At 59.5% G+C, this 24406-nt stretch carries 21 protein-coding genes; 7 read left to right on the forward strand and 14 right to left on the reverse strand.

Annotated elements, in window-relative coordinates; genetic code table 11:
• Nucleotides 1–13: 13 nt before the first annotated feature.
• The 6 genes from QMN93_RS01185 to nasR all read right to left on the reverse strand — a co-directional run bounded on the left by QMN93_RS01185 (nt 14) and on the right by nasR (nt 10873).
• Nucleotides 14–2539: a nitrate reductase gene (locus QMN93_RS01185; RefSeq protein WP_182383685.1), complete on the reverse strand. Its 2526-nt coding sequence runs from the start codon at nt 2537–2539 to the stop codon at nt 14–16.
• The gene (gene nirB, locus QMN93_RS01190) at nt 2536–6522 is read right to left on the reverse strand and encodes a nitrite reductase large subunit NirB (RefSeq protein WP_182383686.1); all 3987 of its coding nucleotides are present in this window, start codon (nt 6520–6522) and stop codon (nt 2536–2538) included. Before nirB ends, QMN93_RS01185 begins: the two co-directional genes overlap by 4 nt.
• Nucleotides 6523–6534: 12 nt before the next feature.
• Nucleotides 6535–7323, reverse strand: a complete 789-nt coding sequence (locus QMN93_RS01195) for an ABC transporter ATP-binding protein (protein ID WP_033145769.1) — start codon at nt 7321–7323, stop codon at nt 6535–6537.
• Nucleotides 7324–7332: 9 nt separating this feature from the next.
• A complete protein-coding gene (ntrB, locus tag QMN93_RS01200; protein WP_064672662.1) occupies nt 7333–8211 on the reverse strand; it encodes a nitrate ABC transporter permease in 879 nt (292 codons plus the stop codon).
• A gap of 2 nt (nt 8212–8213) precedes the next feature.
• Nucleotides 8214–9461 carry a CmpA/NrtA family ABC transporter substrate-binding protein gene (locus QMN93_RS01205; RefSeq protein ID WP_182383687.1) on the reverse strand — a complete coding sequence of 416 codons (1248 nt, stop codon included), beginning with the start codon at nt 9459–9461 and terminating at the stop codon, nt 8214–8216.
• A 227-nt stretch (nt 9462–9688) separates the two neighbouring features.
• Complete coding sequence (gene nasR / locus QMN93_RS01210) at nt 9689–10873, reverse strand: nitrate regulatory protein NasR (RefSeq protein ID WP_193139408.1); 1185 nt, start codon at nt 10871–10873, stop codon at nt 9689–9691.
• A gap of 72 nt (nt 10874–10945) precedes the next feature.
• On the opposite strand from nasR, the gene QMN93_RS01215 reads away from it, so the two are divergent.
• From QMN93_RS01215 to QMN93_RS01225, 3 genes are all read left to right on the forward strand, one after another.
• The gene (locus tag QMN93_RS01215) at nt 10946–11299 is read left to right on the forward strand and encodes a DsrE/DsrF/TusD sulfur relay family protein (protein ID WP_008499522.1); all 354 of its coding nucleotides are present in this window, start codon (nt 10946–10948) and stop codon (nt 11297–11299) included.
• Between the two features lie 106 nt (nt 11300–11405).
• The gene (locus QMN93_RS01220) at nt 11406–13190 is read left to right on the forward strand and encodes a methyl-accepting chemotaxis protein (RefSeq protein ID WP_182383689.1); all 1785 of its coding nucleotides are present in this window, start codon (nt 11406–11408) and stop codon (nt 13188–13190) included.
• Nucleotides 13191–13401: 211 nt separating this feature from the next.
• Complete coding sequence (locus QMN93_RS01225; protein WP_010432930.1) at nt 13402–13641, forward strand: DUF1883 domain-containing protein; 240 nt, start codon at nt 13402–13404, stop codon at nt 13639–13641.
• Nucleotides 13642–13671: 30 nt separating this feature from the next.
• On the opposite strand, the gene QMN93_RS01230 is transcribed toward QMN93_RS01225, so the two are convergent.
• Complete coding sequence (locus tag QMN93_RS01230; RefSeq protein WP_193139410.1) at nt 13672–14367, reverse strand: gamma-glutamylcyclotransferase; 696 nt, start codon at nt 14365–14367, stop codon at nt 13672–13674.
• A 177-nt stretch (nt 14368–14544) separates the two neighbouring features.
• Nucleotides 14545–14775, reverse strand: coding sequence for a putative cation transport regulator ChaB (gene chaB, locus QMN93_RS01235; protein WP_023312121.1), 231 nt, complete (start codon nt 14773–14775; stop codon nt 14545–14547).
• Nucleotides 14776–15045: 270 nt separating this feature from the next.
• Here chaB and chaA point away from each other — a divergent pair, with 270 nt between their 5' ends.
• Nucleotides 15046–16146, forward strand: a complete 1101-nt coding sequence (gene chaA / locus QMN93_RS01240; RefSeq protein ID WP_023312122.1) for a sodium-potassium/proton antiporter ChaA — start codon at nt 15046–15048, stop codon at nt 16144–16146.
• 114 nt (nt 16147–16260) lie between these two features.
• On the opposite strand, the gene kdsA is transcribed toward chaA, so the two are convergent.
• The 6 genes from kdsA to hemA are packed head-to-tail and all read right to left on the reverse strand — an operon-like array spanning nt 16261 to nt 21564.
• On the reverse strand, nt 16261–17115 hold the full coding sequence (gene kdsA / locus QMN93_RS01245) for a 3-deoxy-8-phosphooctulonate synthase (RefSeq protein ID WP_023335996.1): 855 nt from the start codon (nt 17113–17115) through the stop codon (nt 16261–16263).
• 36 nt (nt 17116–17151) lie between these two features.
• Complete coding sequence (gene sirB1, locus QMN93_RS01250) at nt 17152–17961, reverse strand: invasion regulator SirB1 (RefSeq protein WP_023312124.1); 810 nt, start codon at nt 17959–17961, stop codon at nt 17152–17154.
• Nucleotides 17962–17964: 3 nt separating this feature from the next.
• Nucleotides 17965–18357, reverse strand: coding sequence for an invasion regulator SirB2 (gene sirB2, locus QMN93_RS01255; RefSeq protein WP_029741602.1), 393 nt, complete (start codon nt 18355–18357; stop codon nt 17965–17967).
• The gene (gene prmC / locus QMN93_RS01260) at nt 18354–19184 is read right to left on the reverse strand and encodes a peptide chain release factor N(5)-glutamine methyltransferase (protein WP_182383690.1); all 831 of its coding nucleotides are present in this window, start codon (nt 19182–19184) and stop codon (nt 18354–18356) included. Before prmC ends, sirB2 begins: the two co-directional genes overlap by 4 nt.
• Entirely contained in the window at nt 19184–20266 is a 1083-nt protein-coding gene (gene prfA, locus QMN93_RS01265) for a peptide chain release factor 1 (RefSeq protein WP_023335998.1), read from the reverse strand. The genes prmC and prfA overlap by 1 nt, the downstream gene beginning before the upstream one ends.
• 41 nt (nt 20267–20307) lie before the next feature.
• Nucleotides 20308–21564, reverse strand: coding sequence for a glutamyl-tRNA reductase (hemA, locus tag QMN93_RS01270; protein ID WP_023335999.1), 1257 nt, complete (start codon nt 21562–21564; stop codon nt 20308–20310).
• A gap of 201 nt (nt 21565–21765) precedes the next feature.
• On the opposite strand from hemA, the gene lolB reads away from it, so the two are divergent.
• The 3 genes from lolB to prs all read left to right on the forward strand — a co-directional run bounded on the left by lolB (nt 21766) and on the right by prs (nt 24316).
• A complete protein-coding gene (lolB, locus tag QMN93_RS01275) occupies nt 21766–22377 on the forward strand; it encodes a lipoprotein insertase outer membrane protein LolB (protein ID WP_023312128.1) in 612 nt (203 codons plus the stop codon).
• Nucleotides 22374–23243, forward strand: coding sequence for a 4-(cytidine 5'-diphospho)-2-C-methyl-D-erythritol kinase (gene ispE / locus QMN93_RS01280; protein WP_064672668.1), 870 nt, complete (start codon nt 22374–22376; stop codon nt 23241–23243). Before lolB ends, ispE begins: the two co-directional genes overlap by 4 nt.
• Before the next feature lie 125 nt (nt 23244–23368).
• Complete coding sequence (prs, locus tag QMN93_RS01285) at nt 23369–24316, forward strand: ribose-phosphate diphosphokinase (protein WP_003856663.1); 948 nt, start codon at nt 23369–23371, stop codon at nt 24314–24316.
• Nucleotides 24317–24406: the final 90 nt, after the last annotated feature.

Genomic DNA, 24406 nt, shown 5'->3' on the forward strand with positions numbered 1-24406 from the left:
AACTCCTATTATGTTAACGCGATAAGCCTTGAAATGCAGTTCTGGCGGACATTTCAGGATTATCCTGAAACAGCCCTTTCAGCTCCGGCACGCAGGAGCCACAGTTCGTACCGCAGCGCAGCGTCGCCCCCAGCGCGGTGACGGAATCACACCCGCCGACGATCGCCTCCCGTATCGCATTCTCCCCGACGCTGAAACAGCTGCAGATGATGCGTCCCGGATCCGCCGCCTTCCCGACGCTCTGCCCGTTCAACAAGGCGTGGCGTTCTGCGAGAAGCACGGGTGGGGATTGAAAAGCGGCTTCAATCACCGCATGCGCCAGCGCCGGTAACGCGGTGCCCTCCCAGAAGCCCAGCATCAGCTGGCCTTCATGCCAGGCCAGCACGCTGCTGCGTTCGCCGGTTTGCGCAACCTGCAGCTGCCAGCCACGAGCGCTGGCGTATTCCATTACCCACGGCAGCAGCGGTTGATCGCCCGCCACCGTCAGGCGTGAGGCTTTACGCCACCAGTAAGCCGAAGAGGGCATTTCCGGCCATTCCCGGGCATAGAGTTCCCCCTGCCAGGCGGGCTGCCAGGGCAGGATCCTGACGGCGGTTTGTTTACTCTCCGGCTGGCCCGAAACCGGATCGCAGCGCCCTTCCACCAGCGCATTCACCTTTCCCTGGCGGGCAAACCCGGCGTTCCAGTGCATCGGGGCAAACGCCTCGCCTTCCCGTATCCCGTCGCTGATTCGCACTCTTGCCACCATCACGCCGCGCGGCGAGCTGATGCGCGCCAGCTGGCCGTCGCACAGGGAAAACCGAACGGCGTCTGCCGGGCTAACCTCAACAAACGGTTCGGCGATATGCTGCATCAGCCTCGCCACGTATCCCGTTCGGGTCATAGTATGCCACTGATCGCGGATGCGCCCCGAGTTGAGAATCAGCGGGTATAAGGCGCTGACCGTCGCGCCGTGCGACAGAGGGATAACGGGAACGATGTTTCGGCGCGGAAAACTCCCCGTCGGCCACTGATAAGGCTCAAGCTGATCCCACTCCTCGCGGGTTAGCGCAGCCAGTTCATGAAGACTCAATGCCCGCGCGCCGTCATTTTCAAAGGCCGTCAGCGCCGCATGTTCGCAAAAAATCTCGTGCGGATGTTGCCAGGCAAAGGCCTCGCCGTAGCCCAGCCGTTTCGCCATCTGCGCGACGATCCACCAGTCCGGCTTCGCCTCGCCCGGCGCGGGCAGAAACGCGCGCTGGCGCGAAATGCGGCGTTCCGAGTTTGTCACCGTCCCGTCCTTCTCCCCCCAGCCCAGCGCCGGAAAACGGATATGGGCGAACCGGCTGGTATCGGTATACTTCATCACCTCAGAAACCATCACCAGCGGGCAGTTCGCCAGCGCCTGACACACCGCGTGGCTGTCCGGAAGCGACACGGCGGGGTTAGTGCCCATGATCCACACCGCCTTCACCTCGCCGCGGGCAATGGCGTCAAACAGCTCCACCGCCATCAGGCCCGGCGTCTGCGCCAGCCGTTCCGTTCCCCAGAAACGCGCCACCCGCGAGAGATCGTCCGGCTCAAAGTTCATGTGCGCCGCCAGCTGGTTAGCCAGCCCGCCCACTTCCCGTCCGCCCATCGCGTTTGGCTGTCCGGTCAGCGAAAACGGGCCGCAGCCCGGACGGTTGAACTTCCCGCTGGCAAGATGAACGTTAATGATGGCGTTACACTTGTCGCTGCCGCTGGCGGACTGGTTGATCCCCATGGTGTAGAGCGTGATGGCCCGGGGCGCCGTCATAAACCAGTCGTAAAAGGTGCCTATATCCTGCGGCGAGAGGCCGCAAAACGCCGCCACGCGCTCAACGGGCCACTCATCCGTTCCCTGAATCACATTAAGCAGACCGACAAACAGCCCGGCGTCGCTGCCGGGGGCGAGCGCCAGATGCAGGTCAGCAATATCACAGGTGGCGGTTCTGCGGGGATCGATTACCACCACCTTGATCCGCGGGTTGTCGTGCTTCGCCTGCACCAGCCGCTGATAGAGCACCGGATGCGTCCAGGCCGCGTTCGAGCCAGCCAGCACCACCAGATCGCTGTTTTCCACATCCTCGTAGCCGCACGGCACCACGTCTTCGCCAAAGGCGCGCTTGTAGCCCACCACAGCCGAGGACATGCAGAGCCGGGAGTTGGTATCGATGTTTGCCGCGCCGATAAACCCTTTCATCAGCTTGTTGGCGGCATAGTAATCCTCGGTCAACAGCTGGCCGGAGGCGTAAAACGCCACCGCCTGCGGCCCCCATTTATCGATAATCTCCCGCAGGCGCTCTCCTGCCGCGCTCAGCGCCTGCGCCCAGTCCACCTCAAGGCCGTCAACGACCGGGCGCAAAAGCCGCCCCTGTAAGCCCGTCGTTTCCCCCAGAGCCGATCCTTTCACGCACAGGCGCCCCAGGTTCGCAGGATGGGTTTTATCCCCATGAACGCTGACCGCTTCACCTTCCACGCGGGCGACCACGCCGCAGCCCACCCCGCAGTAGGGGCACGTTGTCCGGGTTTCCGTCATGAGGCCTCCGCACGCATTACCAGGGCGTCGCTGCCAACCCACACCTTGCCGTTTTCAATCTTCACTGGCCACGCGCGCACCGCGGGTTCGCCGTTCTCTACCTGACAGCCGTCGCGCAGGCGAATGCGCTGCTTGTAGAGCGGTGAAATCACCACCGGCTCGCCCGCCGCATCGCCAAGAATGCCGCGTGAAAGCACGTTCGCATCGCCGCCCGGCTCCCGATCGTCGAGGGCGTAAACGGTTTTACCAAAGCGGAACAGCGCAATCGGCTTACGTCCAAGCCGCGCGCCGATGCCCGCCTGCTCGGGGATATCGTCGATGCCGCAAATTTCCTGCCAGCGCTTGCTTTCATCCGGCGCGGTCTCGTTCACCGTCGTGCGGAACAGCGCCAGGCGGCTGGGATCGCTGAGCGTGGTTTGCCATTCGCACTGGTAGGTTTCCACCACCCGGGCCATCTCCTGCTCCAGCTCGTGGGCGATACCGAGGCTGTCGTTGAGGATCACCTCCCGCAGATAGTCGAGGCCGCCTTCCAGGTTGTCCATCCAGGTGCTGGTGCGCTGCAGGCGATCCGCCGTGCGGATGTAAAACATCAGGAAACGGTCGACGGTGCGGATCAGCGTTTCGTCGTCCAGATCGCTGGCGAAGAGATCCGCGTGGCGCGGCTTCATCCCGCCGTTGCCGCACAGATAGAGGTTCCAGCCCTTATCGGTGGCAATCACCCCCACGTCTTTGCTCTGCGCCTCCGCGCACTCGCGGGTGCAGCCTGAGACCGCCATTTTGATTTTGTGCGGCGCGCGCAGGCCCTTGTAGCGGTGCTCCAGCCGGACCGCGAGGCCGGTGGAGTCCTGCACGCCGTAGCGGCACCAGGTCGAGCCGACGCAGGATTTCACCGTGCGCAGGGATTTACCGTAGGCGTGTCCGGTTTCAAACCCGGCCTCCACCAGCGCCTGCCAGATCGCCGGCAGCTGTTCCAGAGTGGCGCCGAAAAGATCGATACGCTGTCCGCCGGTAATTTTGCTGTACAGGCTGTAGCGTTTCGCAATCTGCCCGATGGCAATCAGCCCGTCGGCAGTCACTTCCCCTGCGGGCATGCGCGGCACGATGGAGTATGTGCCGTCCTTCTGGATGTTGGCGAAGTAGCGGTCGTTGGTATCCTGCAGCGGCAGGTGCGCCGGTTTCAGCAGATACTCGTTCCAGCAGGAGGCGAGCACCGATCCCACCAGCGGCTTGCAGATCTCGCATCCGTGCCCCTGTCCGTAGCGGCTGATAAGCTGGTCAAAGGTGCGGATATGGTTGACGCGCACGAGGTGGTAAATCTCCTGGCGCGAGTACGGGAAGTGCTCGCAGATGTCCTTTTTCACCTCCACGCCCTGCTCCGCCAGCTGGAACTCCATCACCTGCTTTACCAGCGCGCTACATCCGCCGCAGCCGGTCGCCGCTTTGGTGCACTGCTTAACGGCGCCGATATCCGCCGCGCCCGCGCTCACCGCCCGGCAAATATCGCCTTTACTGACGTTATGACACGAACAGATCTGCGCGCTTTCCGGCAGCGCCGCCACGCCGAGCGCTTTTGGCGCGCTGCCTGACGACGCGGGTAAAATGAGCGTTTCCGGCTCTTTCGGCAGGCTGATGCCGTTAAGCATCATCTGCACCAGCGTGGCGTATTCGCTGGCATCGCCCACCAGCACGCCGCCGAGCAGCGTTTTGCCGTCGTGGCTGACCACGATTTTCTTGTAGATTTGCTGCGGGCCGTGCGTCCACTGGTAGCTCAGCGCCCCCGGGGTGCGCCCGTGGGCGTCGCCGAACGAGGCCACGTCCACGCCGAGCAGCTTGAGCTTAGTGCTCATATCCGCGCCGGTGAAGGTTTTATCCTCTCCCGCCAGCGCGGCGGCGGCCACGCGCGCCATCTGATAGCCGGGCGCGACCAGCCCGAAGATTTTCCCCTCCCACAGGGCGCATTCGCCGATGGCCAGCACGTCCGGATCGGAGGTCTGGCAGCCGTCGTCAATGCAGATCCCGCCGCGTTCGCCGATAGCCAGCCCGCTGCTGCGCGCCAGCGCGTCCTGCGGACGGATGCCCGCCGAAAAGACCACCATGTCCGTTTCCAGCTGTTCGCCATCGGCAAAGCGCAGCACCAGCCCGCCGTCCGCGGTGGCGATCTCCGTCGTGGCTTTACTGGTGTGAACGCCGACGCCCAGCGCCTCGATTTTCTTGCGCAGCATCGCCGCGCCGTCGTTGTCGAGCTGGACCGCCATCAGGTTGGGCGCAAACTCCACCACGTGGGTTTCCAGCCCGAGCTGCTTCAGGGCATTCGCCGCCTCCAGTCCGAGCAGGCCGCCGCCAATCACCACGCCGCGGCGCGAGCCCGCCGCATGTGCAGCAATGTTGTCCAGGTCGTCAAGGGTGCGGTAGACAAAACAGCCCGGCAAATCGTTGCCCGGCACGGGCGGAACGAACGGGTATGAGCCGGTCGCCAGCACCAGCTTGTCCCAGTGGGTCTCATGCCCGCTGGCGGTACGCACCACACGCGCATCGCGATCGATAGCGACGATCTGCTGCGACAGGCGCAGCTCAATGCCGCTGTCAGCAAAGAAATCCCCCTCCACCAGCGAGAGCGACGCCGCGCTGCGGCCGCCAAAATATTCCGACAAATGCACACGGTCGTAGGCGGCATAGCGCTCCTCGCCAAAGACAACGATCTGATACTGCTGATGCAGATTGCGCTTAACGCAGTCTTCGAGGAAATGATGGCCGACCATACCGTGCCCAACCACCACCAGAGTAGGTTTTGTCATAGCATTCTGTCCTGCAACCTGCGGTTGCGTAGTGAAACGATCGAACAGCCAGTCCGCGTGGGCGGGCGCAGCCGTTGCCAGTAAATCGGTAAACGTTGCCGCGCTGCGGCAGTCGCCCATCAGCAGCGCGCCAGCCAGCGCCCCCTGATGGATCAATAAACGACGATAGTGACGGGTCAGCGGATCCCATGCGCTCCAGACCACGTCGCCCTCCTGCTCCGCCGCACGGCCGAGGCTGAACAGCTCCACGCCGGTGACCTTGAGGCGCATCCCGCTGTCGGTCAGGGTAAACGGCGCGGTGGCGTCCCCGGCCAGCCGCGCGGCGAGGATCTCCGCCTGCGCCAGGCAGGGGGCGACCAGGCCAAACGTCTGCCCGTCAATTTCGCAGCACTCGCCGATGGCGTAGACGTTCGGTTCGGAGGTTTGCATCTGGTGATCCACCACGATGCCGCGCGCGCAGCGAATGCCGCTGGCCTGCGCCAGCGCGACGCTGGGCTGCACGCCGGTCGCCAGCACCACGCGAGCGGCGACGACGCGGCGCCCGTTGAGCAGCGTCACGCTATTCCCGCTCACCGCTGCGATGCCCGAGGCGAGCTCACAGCGCACGCCCCGCGCCGCCAGCGCCTCTTCCAGCAGCATTCCCGCCTGCCGATCCAGCTGCTGCTCCATCAGCCACGGACCGCGATGAACCAACGTGACGTTGTCACCTGAGCGCGCCAGCGCTGCCGCCGTCTCAACCCCGAGCACGCCGCCGCCCAGCACCACCGCCGGACCGGCGATCGTCCGAATGGCCCGCGTATCCTCCAGGGTGCGGAACGTGAACACATGCGGCGCATCGCAGCCGGGGATTGGCGGAATAAAGGGCGTTGATCCGGTGGCAAACACCAGCGCATCCCAGCCCAGCGTGCGGGCGGTGGTTTGCACTTCCCGCGCGTCCACGTTCACGGCGATCGCCTTTTCACCCCGCAGCACCGTCACGCCGCGCGACTGGTACCAGTCGTCATCCTGCAGACAGATGTCTGCAGCCTGCTTTTCACCGCCCAGCACCGGCGAAAGCTGGATGCGGTTATAGGCATGCTCCGGCTCGTCACCGATGACGGTGATAGCGAAACGACCGGCAGCACGCCCGGTGAGCGCGGCAATCAGCCGCGTGGCCGCCATGCCATTTCCGATAATGACCAGTCGCATCAAAACCCCTCGTTACGCCGCTTTCGGCTGCTTTTCATAGAGGAAATGGAGGATCTGCTGGCGCATGTGGTGATAGCGGCTGTCGTCGGCCAGCTGCACCCGGTTGCGCGGGCGCGGCAGGTCCACGCGCAGGATCTCCCCGACGGTGGCCGCCGGGCCGTTGGTCATCATCAGCACGCGATCGGAGAGCAGCACCGCCTCGTCCACGTCGTGGGTAATGAGCACGATGGTGGTGTTCAGCGCCTGCTGGATCTGCATCACCGAGTCCTGCAGATGCGCGCGCGTCAGGGCGTCGAGCGCGCCGAAGGGTTCATCCATCAGCAGGACTTTCGGCTTCATCGCCAGCGCGCGGGCAATACCGACGCGCTGCTTCATGCCGCCGGAGATCTCCCCCGGTCGCTTGTGCAGGGCGTGCCCCATCTGCACGCGGTCGAGGTTGTGCTCGATCCACTCCCTGCGCTCCGCCTTGCTCATGCTGTGGCGAAACACGTGATCGACCGCCAGGGCCACGTTGTCGAAGCAGGTGAGCCACGGCAGCAGCGAATGGTTCTGGAAGACCACCGCACGTTCCGGACCCGGCCCGGCGATTTCACGGTTGTCGCAGATCAGCCCGCCTTCCGTCGGCAGGGTAATACCGGCGATGAGGTTCAGCAGCGTCGATTTGCCGCAGCCGGAGTGCCCGATCAGGCTGACGGTTTCGCCCTCGTGGATATCAAAAGAGACGTTTTGCAGCGCAAGAAACTCGCCGCTGGCGGTGGAAAAACGCTGGCTCACGGCCTGGACCTGAATTAATGGTTTCATGTTCGCTCCTTATTTTTCCTGCCAGCTAAAGCGACGGGCGATCAGCATCAGCCCCTGCTCCAGCAGCAGCCCGACCACGCCAATGATGACGATGGCGATGAGAATGTTTTCGACGTTGAGGTTGTTCCACTCGTTCCAGATCCAGAAGCCGATCCCTAAACCTCCGGTGAGCATCTCGGCGGCGACGATCACCAGCCAGGCGATGCCGATGGAGAGACGTACCCCGGTCAGCACCGCGGGCAGCACCGCCGGGAAGAGAATGCGGCGCATGATGGTCCACTCGGAAAGCTGCAGCACCCGGGCCACGTTGAGGTAGTCCTGCGGAATGCGGCGTACGCCTTCGGCGGTGTTGATCACCATCGGCCAGATGGAGCAGATGAAAATGGTCCAGCTCGACGCGGGCTCCGCTTTCTGGAACAGCAGCAGGCCGATGGGCAGCCAGGCCAGCGGGCTAACCGGGCGTAACAGCGCGATCAGCGGGCCGAACATGCGAGAGAAAAAGGTGAAGCGACCAATCAGGAAGCCGAGCGGGATCCCGGCGAGCGCGGCCAGGCCAAAGCCCACCGCCACGCGCTGTAATGAGGCGAGCACGTTCCAGCCGATGCCCATATCGTTAGGCCCGTCACGATAAAACGGATCGGCAAACAGGGTGATGGCGGAATCGAGCGTGCTGAGCGGCGTCGGGAAACCTTTGCTGTTAATCGCCGCCAGCTGCCAGAGCACCACCAGCAGTCCCAGACCGAGTAACGCCGGAATGATGCGCTGGAGGATCGCGTTAATCCGACGCGCAAACGTCGGCGTACGGCGGCGAACCTGCACCGGAGGCAGGACAATCACCTCCCCACTCTCCGGCGTCTCGTGTGAATTCGTTTTTTGCAGATGCTGCATAATCAGGCCCCTTTACGGTGAATGGCGAAACGGCTGGCGTATCCTTCCGGATCGGTACCGTTCCAGACGGTGCCGTCCATCAATGTGCTGCTGCGTAATGGTGAAGTCGGTGTGCTGATGCCCCCCACCGCCGTGGCGGCATCCTGCCAGACCGCGGTCTGGTTAATGCGCTGCGCGATGCCCGCGTAGTCCGGCGCGGATTTGAGCAAGCCCCAGCGGCGGAACTGGGTTAAGAACCACATGCCGTCGGAGAGATACGGGTAGCTGACGGCCCCCTCGTTGAAGAAGCGGATCGGGTGCGCGTCCTGCCAGCGCTGGCCCAGGCCGTTGTCGTAATCGCCGAGCATGCGTCCGGTGAGATACTGTTCCTTGCAGTTGAGCCACGCCCGGCGCGAGAGGATCTGCGCGGTCTCGCGTTTGTTTTCCGGGGAGGCTTCGATCCAGCGCGCCGCCTCCAGTACCGCGCTCACCAGCGCCCGCGCGGTGTGCGGGTTTTTCTCCACCCAGTCGCGGCGCGTACCGAGGATTTTTTCCGGATGATCGGCCCAGATAGACTGCGACGTGGCGGCGGTAAAACCGATGCGGTCGTTGATGGCCCGGGCGTTCCACGGCTCGCCGACGCAAAAGCCAACCATGTTGCCAATGCGCATGTTCATCACCATCTGCGGCGGCGGCACCACCACCGTGCGCACGTCGTCAAAGGGGTTAATGCCCGCGCTGGACAGCCAGTAGTAGAGCCACATGGCGTGCGTCCCGGTCGGGAAGGTGTGCGCGAAGGTGTAGGTGCCGGGCGCCTGCTGCCCAATGAGCTTTTTCAGCCCGTCAAGGTCTCGTACGCCCTTCTCCGCCAGATCGCTGGAAAGCGTAATCGCCTGGCCGTTCTGATTGAGCGTCATTAGGTTCGCCATCTGCTGCGGCTTGCCGGCGATGCCCAGCTCCAGGCCGTACAGCAGGCCGTAGAGAATGTGCGCGGCATCGAGTTCGCCCGCCACCAGCTTGTCGCGCACCGCCGCCCAGCTCGCCTCTTTGGTGGGCACGATGGTAATACCGTATTTTTTATCAAAGCCTTTCAGCGCCGCGATAACCACCGGGGCGCAGTCGGTCAGCGGGATAAACCCGATGCGCACCGTTTCCTGCTCCGGTTTATCCGAGCCTGCCGCCCATGCGGCCTGCATGATACCCGGTAACAGCATTGCGCCACTCGCCAGCACGCTGGCCTGCAAAAAACGCCGTCTCGACAAATCCGCCATGACCACTCCTGAAAAAAAACCAAAAAAAAGCGCCCACGATGCCGAAGCACCAGTGGACGCCTTTATCCCGAAGACGCATGCGCCGCCGTTGGCGCATCGTCAAAAATGGTTAATCCGATAATGCAAAGTGAATGCCAGGTTTTAACCCGCAGTTTCCGGGGCGCTAACCGAACTCCCCTCGCCTGCACGCACCTTAATCAGGCACAAAATGCCCGCTAACCGTGCAGCTACTCCTTTGGTGTTACCTGCCATAAATTCTTCACCATCAGCAGCGCGCGGGCGATATCCACCATCCTTTGGTTTTTGTCCATCGCCATTTTGCGCAGCGCCGTCCAGGCCTGTTCCTCACTCATATTCTGGTGGGTCATCAGCACGCTTTTCGCTTTATCAATGACTTTGCGCTCTTCAAGCGTATCGCGCAGCGATGCAAGCTGGCGCGAGAGCTGTTCTATCTCGCGTGCCTGCTGGCGCACCAGGGTGAGCAACGGTTTTTCCGGATACTGTATCAGCGGGTCGTCCTGCTCATCGGCGGGAGGCACGTACTCATCGTTACGGTAAATACGCTCGTCCACCGCCGTCATCAGTTCGGCGATGAGCCTCTCCTCCAGCGTGCGCAGATGCTCAAGGCGCGCGGTTTGCAGAGCAAACCAGGCCAGAGCGGTAAGGCCATCATCCGCGGCAGGCTGGCGAGTACAGGCTACGCGCCGGAGTTGCTCCGTTTCACGATCGGGCTGGCAGTGGAGAGAAAAGGTGGTCTGGACGTCAGCGGAGCTGTGTGAGAGAAAAATTTCAAAGCAGGCCTGCTGCCCGTCGATGCGGTCAACCAGCCTCTGGCGAGTCACATCATCGAAAAAGCCCTGCGTGAAGCCAATCGCCCCCAGGGCCCGTTCCTGTCCCGCCAGTTCTTTCCCCTGCATCAGGCTATAAAGGGCAACAAAACGCCCGGCGATTTGCGGATCGTCAATGCTGTCATTGAGCTGCGGCACGATACTGAGCAGATGGCGGAGCATGCGGGAGTAGTGTTCCATCGCCTGCGGCGCCGTTACCGTTTGCTGAATAACACCGTCGCGCAGCGCGGGAAGCATATCAAGGCACTGAAGCGCGCCGCCGATACGTTCACAGACGGTACTTCCCGGGATCGGCGACTGTTTTTCAAGAATGTCATAAAGTGCAGCGAGGTTTTCATCCACCAGCGCCCGGCTGGCTTTGCATTCGGGGGCGTAGAGCTTACCCTGTGAGCAGAGCCAGACGTTGGACGCCCCACGCTCGCACTGTAACATATGCACCAGTTGGCTAATGCCGTGCACAAGCACGCCAAGCTGTGCCAGCTTGCTGAGCTGCTCCCGGCGCATCATTCTTGCGCGCTCGAGCCATTCAGCAGCGCCTGGCGAAATGCCAGCCATTAATGTCATGCTTACTCTCCAGAACAGCGAAACTCGGGAAAGCTAAGCAATATTCGTGCCTTTATAAGAACAGGAGTCAACATGCAAAAAATTGTGATCGTCGCCAACGGTGCGGCTTACGGCAGCGAATCCCTTTTTAACAGCCTGCGCCTGGCGATTGCGCTGCGTGAAAAAGAGAGCGACCTGGCGTTACGACTCTTTTTAATGTCGGACGCGGTCACCGCGGGGCTGAAGGGTCAAAAACCGGCAGAAGGCTATAACATTCAGCAGATGCTGGAGATCCTCACCGCGCAAAACGTGCCGGTGAAGCTGTGCAAGACCTGCACCGACGGCCGCGGCATTACCGGTCTGCCGCTGATTGATGGCGTAGAGATTGGTACGCTGGTTGAGCTGGCCGAGTGGACGCTGTCCGCCGATAAAGTATTAACTTTTTAATAATAAACCAGTAAAAATATTATTTTCTTATGGACGCGGTTTCAGCATCAAGTTTACCTGCGGGGTTGCCGATAGGCATGGAAACAACACAGCAGGTATTTCACTTATGTTCAGATCGATTCGTGCACGCATCATCGCGGCGACGGCAGGCTGTCTGGTCGTCGCCCTTCTCCTTAATACCGTTATTAACTTCCAGGTCACGCGCCAGGATAACCAGCAGTCCCAGCGCGATATCCTGACCAGCACCAGCGCCAGCCATAACATGGCGATTGCCGACTGGGTAAAAAGCAAGATGACGGTGATCGCCTCCGCGCAGACCGTTGCGCTGAATGACGACCCGGTTCCGGTGTTTAAACAGCTTGCGCAGGCGGGTGGATTCACCAACGTCTATGTTGGCTACGCCAGCAAAACGGCGAAATTCTCTGAACCGGCGGGCGTTCCGGCGGACTATGACCCGACTATTCGCCCGTGGTATCAGCAGGTGGTCAGCACGGACGGTCCGGTTGTCACCGCGCCCTACGTTGACGCGGGGACCGGTAAACTGGTGGTAACCTTTGCGGTGCCGGTGAAAGAAAATGGCACGCTCAAAGCGGTCGTGGCGGGCGATGTGGCGATGGACAGCGTGGTGGCTAACGTGCGCGGGATCCATCCAACTCCGGCCAGCAGCGGGCTGCTTCTGAACAGCGACGGCAGCGTGATTGCCGCTAACGATCCGGCCCTCACGCTGAAACCGTTTGGTGAGACGATCAAAGGCATTGATTTTGCTGCGCTGAAAAGCGGTAACCCCGTCGACGGAACGCTGAACGACGCGGAAAAAACCTTCGTGGCGACAGCCGTGACGGGCACAAACTGGCTGTTAGTCATCGCGCTCGACAGCGGTGACGCCACCTCCGGCATGCGTTCCTTGCTTAAAGCCTCGGGGATTTCGCTGGTGATCCTCGCACTCCTGAGCGCGGCGATTGTGCATTTCCTGATTGCCCGCCTGCTCAAGCGTTTGTCCGACATTCGCGACGCGATGCACAACATTGCTCACGGCACTAACGATCTGTCCCAGCGCCTGCCGGATAACGGCGAGGATGAGGTCGCGCAAATTGCGCAGGCCTTTAACGCCTTCAGCGATAAGCTGTCGGTGGTGATGGTGCAGCTCCGTGACGCCAGCGAATCGGTGAAAAACGCCGCGCAGGAGATTGCCGCAGGTAACCAGGATCTTTCCGGACGTACCGAGCAGGCGGCATCCAGCCTGCGCGAGACGGCCAGCGCCGTGGAGCAGATCACCGCCTCCGTGACGCAGTCGAATGAATCGGCGGCAGAAGCGAACGACCAGGCGAGCAAGGCCTCAGCGGCCGCGGCGCGCGGCGGCGAGGTGGTATCGCAGGCGATCAGCACCATGCAGTCCATTGAAGTCGCGTCGGCAAAAATTGGCGATATCACCAGCGTGATTGACGGCATTGCTTTCCAGACCAACATTCTGGCGCTGAACGCCTCCGTCGAGGCGGCGCGTGCGGGTGAGCAGGGGCGCGGGTTTGCCGTCGTAGCAGGTGAAGTGCGTAACCTGGCGAGCCGTAGCGCTCAGGCGGCGAAAGAGATCAAATCGCTGATTGACTCCACCACCGACAGCGTGGCAACCGGCTCCCGCTACGTGCATCTGGCGGGGGAAAGCATGGATGAGATCCGCTCCAGCATCGGCAGCGTCTCTGGCATCATGCGCGAAATCTCCATCGCCACCAGCGAGCAGATGAAAGGGATTCATGAGATCAACCACGCGGTGACCCATCTCGACAGAATGGTTCAGCAGAACGCCGAGCTGGTGGTGGAATCCGCCGCTGCCGCGGGTGCCCTGCAGAGCCAGGCGGGCGACCTTGCTGAAACAGCCGGGCATTTCCGCATTTAATCTTCTTCCGGCGCGCGTTTAGCGGGTAAAACGCGCGCCAGCGTAAATTTTGAGGAATTTTGTCATTTTTGTTTAATCGTTATGCCATTTTTTGATCAAAATCAGCATCCCACCCCCTCCCCTTTGGTGTTATGCCATGAGTGAATTGTGAACAACATCACGCTCGGATATGGCAGCAGGGAGAGCGTTGTTTAAGACTACGGGGTAAAAAATGGCACTGGTAAAAACAAGTTTGAAACTGTTTGGCGGGGATACGGTAGTGGTGCGTTGCTCAGAACGCTGTCGTATTCATCTGATGAGTTCGAAAGCACAAAAACAGTCCCAGGCGGATATTCTCACCGTACAGGACGATAAGGCCTGGCTTACCGTGCCGTATACCGGCACGTGGGATGTGCTGATCGATAGCCACAGCCAGTCGCTGGAGCATTCCGTCAGCTACGTGGCAGCATAAGTTTAAACGCCCGGCAAGCCGGGCGTATTGTCAGGCAAAACCCGGTCGCAGCGCGCTGTTGAGCGGGTTCCCTTCCAGCAGCGCCTTCACCTTCACCACCAGCTCATTCAGACAATCGTCCTTCATGCCGAGGCGCGTCAGCTCCTGATCGAGGGAGAAGAGATACTGCGCGTTGGTGCCCAGAGGCCCGCTGGCGGCGGCAATCAACGGGGCAATCACCTGCGTGCGGGTATCCGCTTCATACAGCGGATGGCGCGGGTCCATAATAAACACCAGCGCGTTGACGGTGCGTCCGTCGTCCAGTTCCAGCTTGCACCAGCTCGGCATATAGCAGCCGGTGATCATCTCGCGCTTCCAGAGCAGCGTGAGCTCCTCTTCCAGCGTGGCATCCGGCAGGCGATACGCCACGCCCGTGGTGCGCCCGCCCTCTTTCAGTGCAAGCATGCGCCCGGGCTGGCACGCGCTGCCGCGTCCGGCCGTCAGGCGCAGGCAAAATGCGCGATGCCAGCCAGGCAGCGTTCCCGTTGCCGATTCGACAAATTCCAGAGCCGGGTTCCACATCAGGGAGCCGTAGCCAAAAATCCATACCGGGCCATCATCCGGGCGGCAGGCAAGCGTGGCAGCGAGTGACGCCGCAAGTTGTTCAGCTGACCAGAGAAGCGATTCCTCAATAGCACCAAATGCCGTCTTACAATCTGCCTTCATTAAGAAATCACGCGTTAACACTTTCCACCTCCGCCACTGCATGCTTCCTTGCGACATCTGTAATTCGCCTTCCCGGCATTTTTTGCTGGTCATTTTGCCAGCAGTCGAATAACGATAAGCAATTAGCGGACCAGTTGCAATACAACGGAAGTTCAACCGCCTGAAAAGTCAAAATGAAGGCAGCGAATCATTTCACGGCTATTTCTTTTTATGCCATTTATCGTCGTCTCCTTTCTCATATTCATGTTTTACTGCGGCCCAGGCGACTTTGTGGGCCGTCTCTTCACGGCTGGCATCATCCCGGCGATCGTCCTTGTCTTTGTACTGATCCCAGGCGCTGTTGAACGCCTCTTTGTAGATATCCTGCGCGTGAGCGGGCAGCACGTTTTGCACGTTATCCGGTAATTCGCGTTTCGCTTTATAGGGCATCACTAACCTCTCTTTTGGTTAAAGAGATAAGTGTGGACGACGATACGCCATGGTGCCACCCGGCAATAATTTATGAATGCATTACATTTTTAATTTATTGTTATTTAATGAGTAACCAACAAAGAATATAAATTATAACCATCATCAATGAAAATAATGACAAAGGGTAAAATTAAGTAAAAAATAAAGGGTATTTAACAGAGATCTGTTAATTTAATGACCTCAAAAATCTATCTATAATTACAAGCACCTGCATTGATGGAGAAGCACATGACAGCAACACACGAGGCGGTAAAGACCCGCCACAAGGAGACGTCGCTCATTTTCCCGGTTCTGGCACTGGCTGTGCTGCTCTTCTGGGGAAGCAGTCAGTCACTGCCAGTGGTGGTTGGTATCAATATTCTTGCCCTGGTCGGCATCTTAACCAGCGCATTTAGCGTTGTTCGCCATGCGGACGTCCTGGCCCACCGTCTGGGCGAGCCGTACGGATCGTTAATTCTCAGCCTTTCCGTTGTTATTCTCGAAGTCAGCCTGATTTCCGCGCTTATGGCGACCGGCGATGCCGCGCCGACGCTGATGCGCGACACGCTCTATTCGATCATTATGATTGTGACGGGCGGCCTGGTAGGCTTCTCTCTGCTGCTGGGCGGGCGCAAATTTGCGACCCAGTATATGAACCTGTTCGGCATTAAACAGTATCTTATCGCCCTCTTCCCGCTGGCGATTATCGTGCTGGTCTTCCCGATGGCGCTGCCGGGTGCAAACTTTTCCACCGGGCAGGCGCTGCTGGTTGCACTGATTTCCGCCGCCATGTACGGCGTGTTCCTGTTGATTCAGACCAAAACGCACCAGAGCCTGTTTGTGTACGAGCATGAAGACGACGGCGACGATGATGACCCGCACCACGGCAAGCCGTCGGCCCACAGCAGCGCGTGGCATACGGTTTGGCTGATCGTGCATCTGATTGCGGTGATTGCCGTCACCAAGATGAACGCTAACCCGCTGGAGACGCTGTTAACCGAGCTGAACGCGCCGGTGGCGTTTACCGGCTTCCTGGTGGCGCTGCTGATCCTGTCCCCTGAAGGGCTGGGCGCGCTGAAAGCGGTGTTGAATAATCAGGTGCAGCGCGCAATGAACCTGTTCTTCGGCTCCGTACTGGCGACGATTTCACTTACCGTACCGGTGGTGACGCTGATTGCCTTTATGACGGGCAACGAGCTGCAGTTTGCGCTGGGCGCGCCGGAGATGATTGTGATGGTCGCCTCGTTGCTGCTGTGCCAGATTTCTTTCTCAACCGGGCGCACCAACGTGCTGAACGGCGCGGCGCATATGGCGTTGTTTATTGCGTATTTAATGACAATTTTTGCGTAGCCTTTTTGCCCAGCGACGCTTCGCTTGCAGGGCCTACGGGTTTTGTAGGCCGGGTAAGCGCAGCGCCACCCGGCAATATGCCCCATAAAAAACCCGCCGAAGCGGGTTTTTTTATTAGTTGCTGGTATCCAGTTCGTCGAAGCTCTTCACCAGATCGTCAATCGCTTTGATCTGCTTCAGGAACGGCTCCAGCTTGTCCAGCGGCAGCGCGGATGGGCCGTCGCATTTCGCGTTAGCCGGATCCGGGTGCGCTTCAATGAACAGGCCGGCCAGGCCGGTCGCCATGCCGGCGCGCGCCAGCTCGGTCACCTGAGCGCGACGGCCGCCGGACGCGGCGCCGAACGGGTCGCGGCACTGCAGGGCGTGGGTCACGTCGAAAATCACCGGAGACTGGCCGGAGACATTTTTCATTACGCTGAAGCCCAGCATATCCACAACCAGGTTGTCGTAGCCGAAGTTTGCGCCGCGGTCGCACAGGATGACCTGATCGTTGCCGCCTTCGATAAATTTATCGACGATGTTGCCCATCTGGCCTGGGCTGACGAACTGTGGTTTCTTCACGTTGATAACGGCGCCGGTTTTCGCCATCGCCGCAACCAGGTCAGTCTGGCGAGCGAGGAACGCCGGGAGCTGAATCACGTCCACCACGTCTGCCACCGGCTGCGCCTGTGAGGCTTCATGCACGTCGGTGATCACTTTCACGCCAAAGGTCTGCTTCAGCTCCTGGAAAATTTTCATTCCCTCTTCCAGGCCCGGGCCACGGTAAGAGTTGATGGAGGAGCGGTTGGCTTTGTCAAAAGAGGCCTTAAACACGTACGGGATGCCCAGCTTCTGGGTCACGGTCACGTAGTGTTCGCAGATACGCATGGCGAGATCGCGGGATTCCAGCACGTTCATGCCGCCAAACAGTACGAACGGCAGGTCGTTTGCTACCTTGATATCACCAATGCTAACCACTTTTTGTTTCATAGGATCGCCTTATTCAGGTGTGAATCGGAATTAAGATTAATGCAGTGTAATTTGTTTGTGCGAGATCGCGTTGATCTGCGCACGAATCATTTCGCTAATGGGATCTTCCGGACACTGCTCAACGAAATAATTCAAATCATTCAGCGCCACGTGCTCACAGTCGAGCTGCGCGTAGATCAGCCCGCGATCGCGAATTTCGTACGGGTCTTCCGGGTTGAACTGCAGCAGCACTTCGCTGGCGCGCAACGCCAGCTCCATCTGACGCTCTTCCATTAACGCAGACTTCAGCGTATCCAGCAGCTTGCGGATCACTTCCGCGTTATCCGCCTCGTCGAGATCTTCGTTGAACAGTTCAGCCACCGGGCTGATATTGCCTTTCAGCCACACGTCCAGCGTATGTTCATCCAGCGTGTCGCCGTTGAAAGGATTAATGAGCCACATTTCGCCGTCCAGCCACTCAGCACGCAGGATCATCTGCGTCGGGAAAATGACCGGGACCAGCGGAATATCCAGACGGTGCGCGACCCACAGCAAAATAGAGCCCAGCGCCACGGCGCTGCCCTGACGATTTTTTAAGACCTGGTCCAGCCATAACGCGTCAGACAGGCGATACACGCCCCGCGTGTCGCAGAAACCCCATTCGCCGTAGAAAAGCTCCAGCAGCTTCTCTAATTGCCAGTCTTGCGGGCGAGCCTGATTAATCTCTTCACGCGCCAGGCTGACCAGATTCTCCAGCTCATCGTAGACAAACTGCGACGTAAAATCGTCGCGAATCATCTCAGAAATCAGGATCATGCCATCGCAAAGCGGCACTTTATTAAATTCGAAATCGGCTAAGGACCTCATGACTTACCCCAGTAACGGTATTCTTGTGGTGGCGAGTTTAATGATGATGTACAGCACCACCAGACCCAGCAGAAAGGCGATAAAACCGACCTGCTGGCTGCGCGGACGACGACGCCCAAGCGCGATAAAACCCAAAACGATGTAGATGATAACGCCAAACAGCTTTTCAGTCAGCCATGCACCTTTATCAGTAAATGGCAGATAGCCGGTCTTCCACATGAGCCCGGCACCGGAAAGGAGCAATAGCGTGTCGATGCAGTGCGGTGCGATACGCACCCAGCGGGCATCCATCAGCGGATTGTTGCTGTAGCGCCACCAGTAACGGACGATGAAAAAGCTGACGGTCAGCGCAACGGAAATGAGGTGGACGGTAATGAGCACGGTAAACAGGCTCATAGCCGCTGCCCCAGCGTCAGGCGTTCGTTGCCGCCGTAGTCGCGGCAGGTTTCGACAGCGGCGTAGCCAGCTTGCGTAAACAGTGCCCGAACGGCCTCTCCCTGCGTCCAGCCATGCTCCACCAGCAGCCAGCCGCCGGGAAGCAAATGCTTCCGTGACGTTGTCACAATGTGTTCGAGATCGGCTAATCCCGCGTTGGCGGCCACGAGCGCCGTCAGCGGTTCGAAGCGCACGTCTCCCTGCGCAAGGTGCGGGTCATGTTCGTCGATATAGGGAGGATTGCTGACAATCATCGCAAATGAGCGATTCTCCAGCGCGGCAAACCAGCTGCTTTGCAGCACCGTCACGTTGCGGACCCCAAGACGTTCCACGTTACGCTGCGCCAGCGCCACCGCGTCGGTCATCACATCCACCGCCGTCACCGCGCAGTCGGGCCGTTCGGTGGCCAGCGCCAGCGCGATAGCCCCGGTGCCGGTACCGAGATCGAGAATGCTGCAGGCCGCCGCAGGTAAACGCGCCAGAGCCTGCTCCACCAGACACTCGGTGTCCGGACGCGGGATCAGCGTCGCCGCCGAGACGTACAGCGGCAACGACCAGAACTCACGCTCACCGACCAGATGCGCCACCGGCTCGCCGGTTTTACGGCGGGCAAGCAGCGCGCCGAGCTGCGCTTCCTGTTCCGCGGTCAGTTCGGTTTCGCCAAAAGCCAGCAGATACGTGCGGGCTTTACCCGTCACGTGCTCAAGCAAAATCTCGGCGTCGCGTTTCGGGCTTTCGCTTTCTGAAAGCTCACCGGCCGCCTCACGTAACCAGCGCTGAAAATCCATTAGTCCTGCTCTGACAGCGCCGCCAGCTGGTCGGCCTGGTATTCCTGCACGATAGGCTCAATCAGCATATCCAGCTTCCCTTCCATAACCTCGTCTAGACGGTACAGCGTCAGGTTGATGCGGTGATCGGTTACGCGCCCCTGCGGGAAGTTGTAGGTGCGGTTACGGTCGCTGCGATCGCCGCTGCCCAGCAGGTTACGGCGCGTAGACGCTTCCGCCTGCTGGCGCTTCGCCATTTCAGCTGCGTGGATACGCGCGCCCAGCACGGACAACGCTTTGGCTTTGTTTTTGTGCTGCGAACGCTCGTCCTGACATTCGACGACGATGCCGGTCGGCAGGTGGGTAATACGGATGGCGGAGTCGGTGGTGTTAACGTGCTGACCGCCCGCGCCAGAGGAGCGGAACGTATCAATACGCAGGTCTGCAGGATTGATGTCCGGCAGTTCAGCTTCCGGCAGCTCAGGCATCACCGCAACCGTACAGGCGGAGGTGTGAATGCGGCCCTGAGATTCGGTGGCCGGCACGCGCTGCACGCGGTGACCGCCGGATTCAAACTTGAGACGACCGTACACGCCGTCGCCGCTGATCTTGGCGATAACCTCTTTGTAGCCACCATGTTCGCCTTCGTTGGCGCTCATGATCTCCACGCGCCAGCGACGCGATTCGGCGTAGCGGCTGTACATGCGGAACAGATCCCCGGCAAACAGAGCCGCTTCGTCACCGCCGGTACCGGCGCGCACTTCCACAAACGCGTTACGCTCGTCGTCCGGATCTTTCGGCAGCAGAAGCACCTGAAGCTGCTGCTCCATCTCTTCAGAACGCGCTTTCGCATCCTGCAACTCTTCCTGCGCCATCTCGCGCATTTCAGGATCGTCGAGCATCATCTGCGCGGTTTCGATATCTTCCTGAACCTGTCGCCAGTCGGTAAAGCATTTAGAAACATCACTTAACTGCGCGTATTCACGCGAGAGCGCGCGAAAACGTTCCTGGTCCGCAATGGTCCCGGCATCCCCGAGCAGCGCCTGTACTTCTTCATGGCGCTCGTGCAGAGCTTCCAGTTTAGCGACGATAGAAGGCTTCATAGGCGTAAGTGCACCTTGTCTTAGAAAATGGGTATAGGGCGCTATTCCAGCCCGAGGCTGTTGCGCAGAATAGTCAGGCGTTCATCATCCCCGTCACGGGCAGCCTGCTGAAGAGATTTGGTTGGTGCATGGATCAGGCGGTTGGTCAGTTTCCACGCCAGATCCTGCATAATCGCGTTTGCGTCGCCGCCCTGTTCAAGGGCTGCTAACGCTTTGGCAGTCAGGTCATCACGCACCTGCTCCGCCTGCCCGCGGTACTCGCGGATGGTCTCGCTGACGCTTTGCGCGCGCAGCCAGGCCATAAACTCACTGGTTTCCTGCTCAACGATGGTTTCCGCCTGAACCGCCGCCGCTTTACGCTGGGCAAGGTTGTGCGAAATGATGCTTTGCAGGTCATCCACGCTGTAGAGATAGGCGTTAGGCAGCTTTCCCACTTCCGGCTCAACATCGCGCGGGACGGCGATATCCACCAGCAGCATCGGCTGATTACGGCGGGACTTCAGCGCACGCTCCACCATCCCTTTTCCGATAATCGGCAGCGGGCTGGCGGTTGAGCTGATAATAATGTCAGCCTCTTTCAGGCGTTCATCGATGTCGCTCAGGGCAACCACCTCTGCACCCACTTCATCCGCCAGCACCTGCGCGCGTTCGCGGGTGCGGTTAGCGATAATCATCTTTTTCACTTTATGCTCGCGCAGATGGCGCGCCACAAGTTCGATGGTTTCGCCCGCCCCCACCAGCATCACGGTGACGGTAGAAAGGGATTCAAAGATTTGGCGTGCAAGGGTGCAGGCCGCGAAAGCAACAGAAACCGCACTGGCACCAATGTCGGTTTCTGTTCGCACACGCTTCGCCACGGAGAACGACTTCTGGAACATGCGCTCCAGCTCGCTGGCCTTCAGATGCCCTTTTTGCGAATCCGCAAACGCTTTTTTCACCTGACCCAGAATTTGCGGCTCGCCCAGCACCAGCGAATCCAGCCCGCTGGCGACGCGCATCAGATGGCTGACGGCATCGTTGTCCTGATGCCAGTACAGGCTGTTGCGCAGCTCGTCTTCATTGAGGTTGTGGTAGTCGCATAGCCAGCGGATCAGCGCTTCGTGCAGGTTGTCCTGCTCTTCCACGCTTAAATACAGCTCGGTACGGTTGCACGTCGAGAGCACCACGCCACCCTGCACCATAGGCTGTGCAAGCAGGCTGTCCAGCGCCAGGTCAAGCGTATCCGGCGAAAACGTCACGCGTTCTCGCAGCGAAACCGGAGCCGTTTTGTGGTTGATGCCGAGTGCTAATAGGGTCATGTTGAGCGGGAGTAGTACCAGCGTTAATAAGGTTAGCAGAACGCATCATACAGGATGCGCGAGATCAATAAAAGGGACTGCCTCCTTTCGGAGTAATAGGTTACACAACCCTTTGAGATAATTTGAACGTAGACGGTAGCCCCCTTCGACGCTAGCATTAACAGTTATAACTGCAACGTATCTCAAGGATTTGTCCTCATTATGACCCGACTGATTCGCCTGCTGCCGCTGGCAGCACTGGTTCTGACCGCGTGTACCGTCACCCAACCAAAAGGCCCGGGCAAAAGCCCTGATTCACCGCAGTGGCGTCAGCACCAGCAGGACGTCCGTAATTTGAACCAGTACCAGACCCGCGGCGCTTTCGCTTATCTCTCTGACGAACAAAAGGTTTATGCCCGCTTCTTCTGGCAGCAGACGGGGCAGGACAACTACCGCCTGCTGCTGCTGAACCCGCTGGGCAGCACCGAGCTGGAGCTTATCGCCAAACCGGGCGAAGCGCAGATCACCGATAACAAAGGCCAGCACTATACCGCGACCGATGCCGAAGAGATGATTGGCAAGCTGACCGGGATGCCTATCCCGCTCAACAGCCTGCGCCAGTGGATCCTTGGCCTGCCGGGCGAGGCAACTGACTACACCCTTGATGACCAGTACCGTCTGAGCCAGGTGAACTACACGCAGAACGGCAAAACCTGGAAAGTGGTGTACAGCGCCTATGACAGCAAGAGTAAACCGTCGCTGCCATCAAACATGGAGCTGACCCAGGGCAGCCAGCGCATCAAGCTTAAAATGGACAACTGGATCGTTAAATGATGACCCACTGGCCTTCTCCGGCAAAGCTGAACCTGTTTTTATACATCACCGGCCAGCGTGCTGACGGTTATCACACCCTGCAGACGCTGTTTCAGTTTATTGACTATGGCGACACGATCTCCATTGAACTGCGCCAGGACGGGCAGATTTGCCTGCTAACGCCGGTCGAAGGCGTGGCGCATGAAGACAACCTGATCGTGCGCGCAGCGCGTCTGCTGATGAAAGCCGCGGCGGAATCGGGCCGTCTGCCCGCGGGAAGCGGAGCAGATATCCGTATCGAGAAACGCCTGCCGATGGGCGGCGGTCTGGGCGGCGGCTCATCCAACGCCGCCACCGTGCTGGTTGCGCTGAACCACCTCTGGGGATGCGGGCTGTCGAAGGACGAACTGGCCGCCCTGGGCCTGACGCTGGGGGCGGATGTCCCGGTGTTTGTGCGCGGTCATGCGGCCTTTGCTGAAGGCGTGGGTGAGATCCTCTACCCGGCTGAACCGCCGGAGAAGTGGTATCTGGTTGCCCACCCTGGCGTAAGTATTCCGACACCGGTCATCTTTAAAGATCCTGACCTGAAAAGGAATACCCCGGTTCGGTCAATAGAAACGTTATTAAATTGTGAATTCAGCAACGATTGCGAGGATATCGCAAGAAAACGTTTTCGCGAGGTTGATGCGGTGCTTTCCTGGCTGTTAGAATACGCGCCGTCGCGCCTGACTGGTACAGGAGCCTGTGTCTTTGCTGAATTTGACACCGAATCCGCCGCTCGTCAGGTGCTTGAGCAAGCGCCGGTTTGGCTGCATGGTTTTGTAGCACGCGGGATGAACACCTCCCCACTACAGCAGACCATTCTGGCGCAGACTGAGTTTCGGTGACAACGTCACCCTGTTCCAGACGTTGCATCGCGCTCTTTAATACACCGCCTGGATAGCCTTCGCCTGGCCCGCACAGTTTGCGGCGAACGCTATCCACCACTGGACGCATGCCTGAGGTTCTTCTCGTGCCTGATATGAAGCTTTTTGCTGGTAACGCCACCCCGGAACTAGCACAACGTATTGCCAACCGCCTGTACACTTCCCTCGGCGACGCCGCCGTAGGTCGCTTTAGCGACGGCGAAGTCAGCGTACAAATTAACGAAAATGTACGCGGTGGTGATATTTTCATCATCCAGTCCACCTGTGCTCCAACGAACGACAACCTGATGGAATTGGTTGTTATGGTCGACGCCCTGCGTCGCGCTTCCGCAGGCCGTATCACTGCTGTAATCCCTTACTTCGGCTATGCCCGTCAGGACCGTCGCGTCCGTTCCGCGCGTGTACCAATCACCGCTAAAGTTGTTGCTGACTTCCTGTCCAGCGTCGGCGTTGACCGCGTACTGACCGTTGACCTGCACGCAGAGCAGATCCAGGGCTTCTTCGACGTCCCGGTTGATAACGTATTCGGCAGCCCAATCCTGCTGGAAGACATGCTGCAGCTGAACCTGGATAACCCAATCGTGGTTTCTCCGGACATCGGCGGCGTGGTACGTGCCCGCGCTATCGCTAAGCTGCTGAACGATACCGACATGGCGATCATCGACAAACGCCGTCCGCGCGCTAACGTTTCTCAGGTGATGCACATCATCGGTGATGTTGCTGGCCGTGACTGCGTGCTGGTTGACGACATGATCGATACCGGCGGTACGCTGTGTAAAGCAGCTGAAGCGCTGAAAGAGCGTGGTGCTAAGCGCGTGTTCGCTTACGCGACTCACCCGATCTTCTCCGGTAACGCGGTAAACAACCTGCGCAACTCCGTCATTGACGAAGTGGTGGTATGCGATACCATTCCACTGAGCGACGAGATCAAAGCACTGCCAAACGTGCGTACGTTGACCCTGTCCGGGATGCTGGCCGAAGCGATTCGTCGTATCAGCAACGAAGAATCAATCTCAGCAATGTTCGAACACTAATCGAACACGGCCGAAAAACCCGCTGCGGCGGGTTTTTTTGTCTCTGGGTTTTATTTGTATGATTAATGCCTCCTTCACCTGCCATTCACA

It is taken from the genome of Enterobacter sp. R-1.6.2 (assembly GCF_035064085.1).
Taxonomy (GTDB): domain Bacteria; phylum Pseudomonadota; class Gammaproteobacteria; order Enterobacterales; family Enterobacteriaceae; genus Enterobacter; species Enterobacter asburiae_B.

Coding starts and splice junctions, on each gene's coding strand:
- chaA (WP_023312122.1), top strand. CDS start 15,046: ATGACAGCAACACACGAGGCGGTAAAGACCCGCCACAAGGAGACGTCG.
- prmC (WP_182383690.1), bottom strand. CDS start 19,184: ATGGATTTTCAGCGCTGGTTACGTGAGGCGGCCGGTGAGCTTTCAGAA.
- QMN93_RS01215 (WP_008499522.1), top strand. CDS start 10,946: ATGCAAAAAATTGTGATCGTCGCCAACGGTGCGGCTTACGGCAGCGAA.
- ntrB (WP_064672662.1), bottom strand. CDS start 8,211: ATGCAGCATCTGCAAAAAACGAATTCACACGAGACGCCGGAGAGTGGG.
- nirB (WP_182383686.1), bottom strand. CDS start 6,522: ATGCGACTGGTCATTATCGGAAATGGCATGGCGGCCACGCGGCTGATT.
- lolB (WP_023312128.1), top strand. CDS start 21,766: ATGACCCGACTGATTCGCCTGCTGCCGCTGGCAGCACTGGTTCTGACC.
- QMN93_RS01195 (WP_033145769.1), bottom strand. CDS start 7,323: ATGAAACCATTAATTCAGGTCCAGGCCGTGAGCCAGCGTTTTTCCACC.
- QMN93_RS01225 (WP_010432930.1), top strand. CDS start 13,402: ATGGCACTGGTAAAAACAAGTTTGAAACTGTTTGGCGGGGATACGGTA.
- chaB (WP_023312121.1), bottom strand. CDS start 14,775: ATGCCCTATAAAGCGAAACGCGAATTACCGGATAACGTGCAAAACGTG.
- sirB1 (WP_023312124.1), bottom strand. CDS start 17,961: ATGAGGTCCTTAGCCGATTTCGAATTTAATAAAGTGCCGCTTTGCGAT.
- QMN93_RS01205 (WP_182383687.1), bottom strand. CDS start 9,461: ATGGCGGATTTGTCGAGACGGCGTTTTTTGCAGGCCAGCGTGCTGGCG.
- nasR (WP_193139408.1), bottom strand. CDS start 10,873: ATGACATTAATGGCTGGCATTTCGCCAGGCGCTGCTGAATGGCTCGAG.
- QMN93_RS01185 (WP_182383685.1), bottom strand. CDS start 2,539: ATGACGGAAACCCGGACAACGTGCCCCTACTGCGGGGTGGGCTGCGGC.
- ispE (WP_064672668.1), top strand. CDS start 22,374: ATGATGACCCACTGGCCTTCTCCGGCAAAGCTGAACCTGTTTTTATAC.
- QMN93_RS01220 (WP_182383689.1), top strand. CDS start 11,406: ATGTTCAGATCGATTCGTGCACGCATCATCGCGGCGACGGCAGGCTGT.
- sirB2 (WP_029741602.1), bottom strand. CDS start 18,357: ATGAGCCTGTTTACCGTGCTCATTACCGTCCACCTCATTTCCGTTGCG.
- kdsA (WP_023335996.1), bottom strand. CDS start 17,115: ATGAAACAAAAAGTGGTTAGCATTGGTGATATCAAGGTAGCAAACGAC.
- prfA (WP_023335998.1), bottom strand. CDS start 20,266: ATGAAGCCTTCTATCGTCGCTAAACTGGAAGCTCTGCACGAGCGCCAT.
- hemA (WP_023335999.1), bottom strand. CDS start 21,564: ATGACCCTATTAGCACTCGGCATCAACCACAAAACGGCTCCGGTTTCG.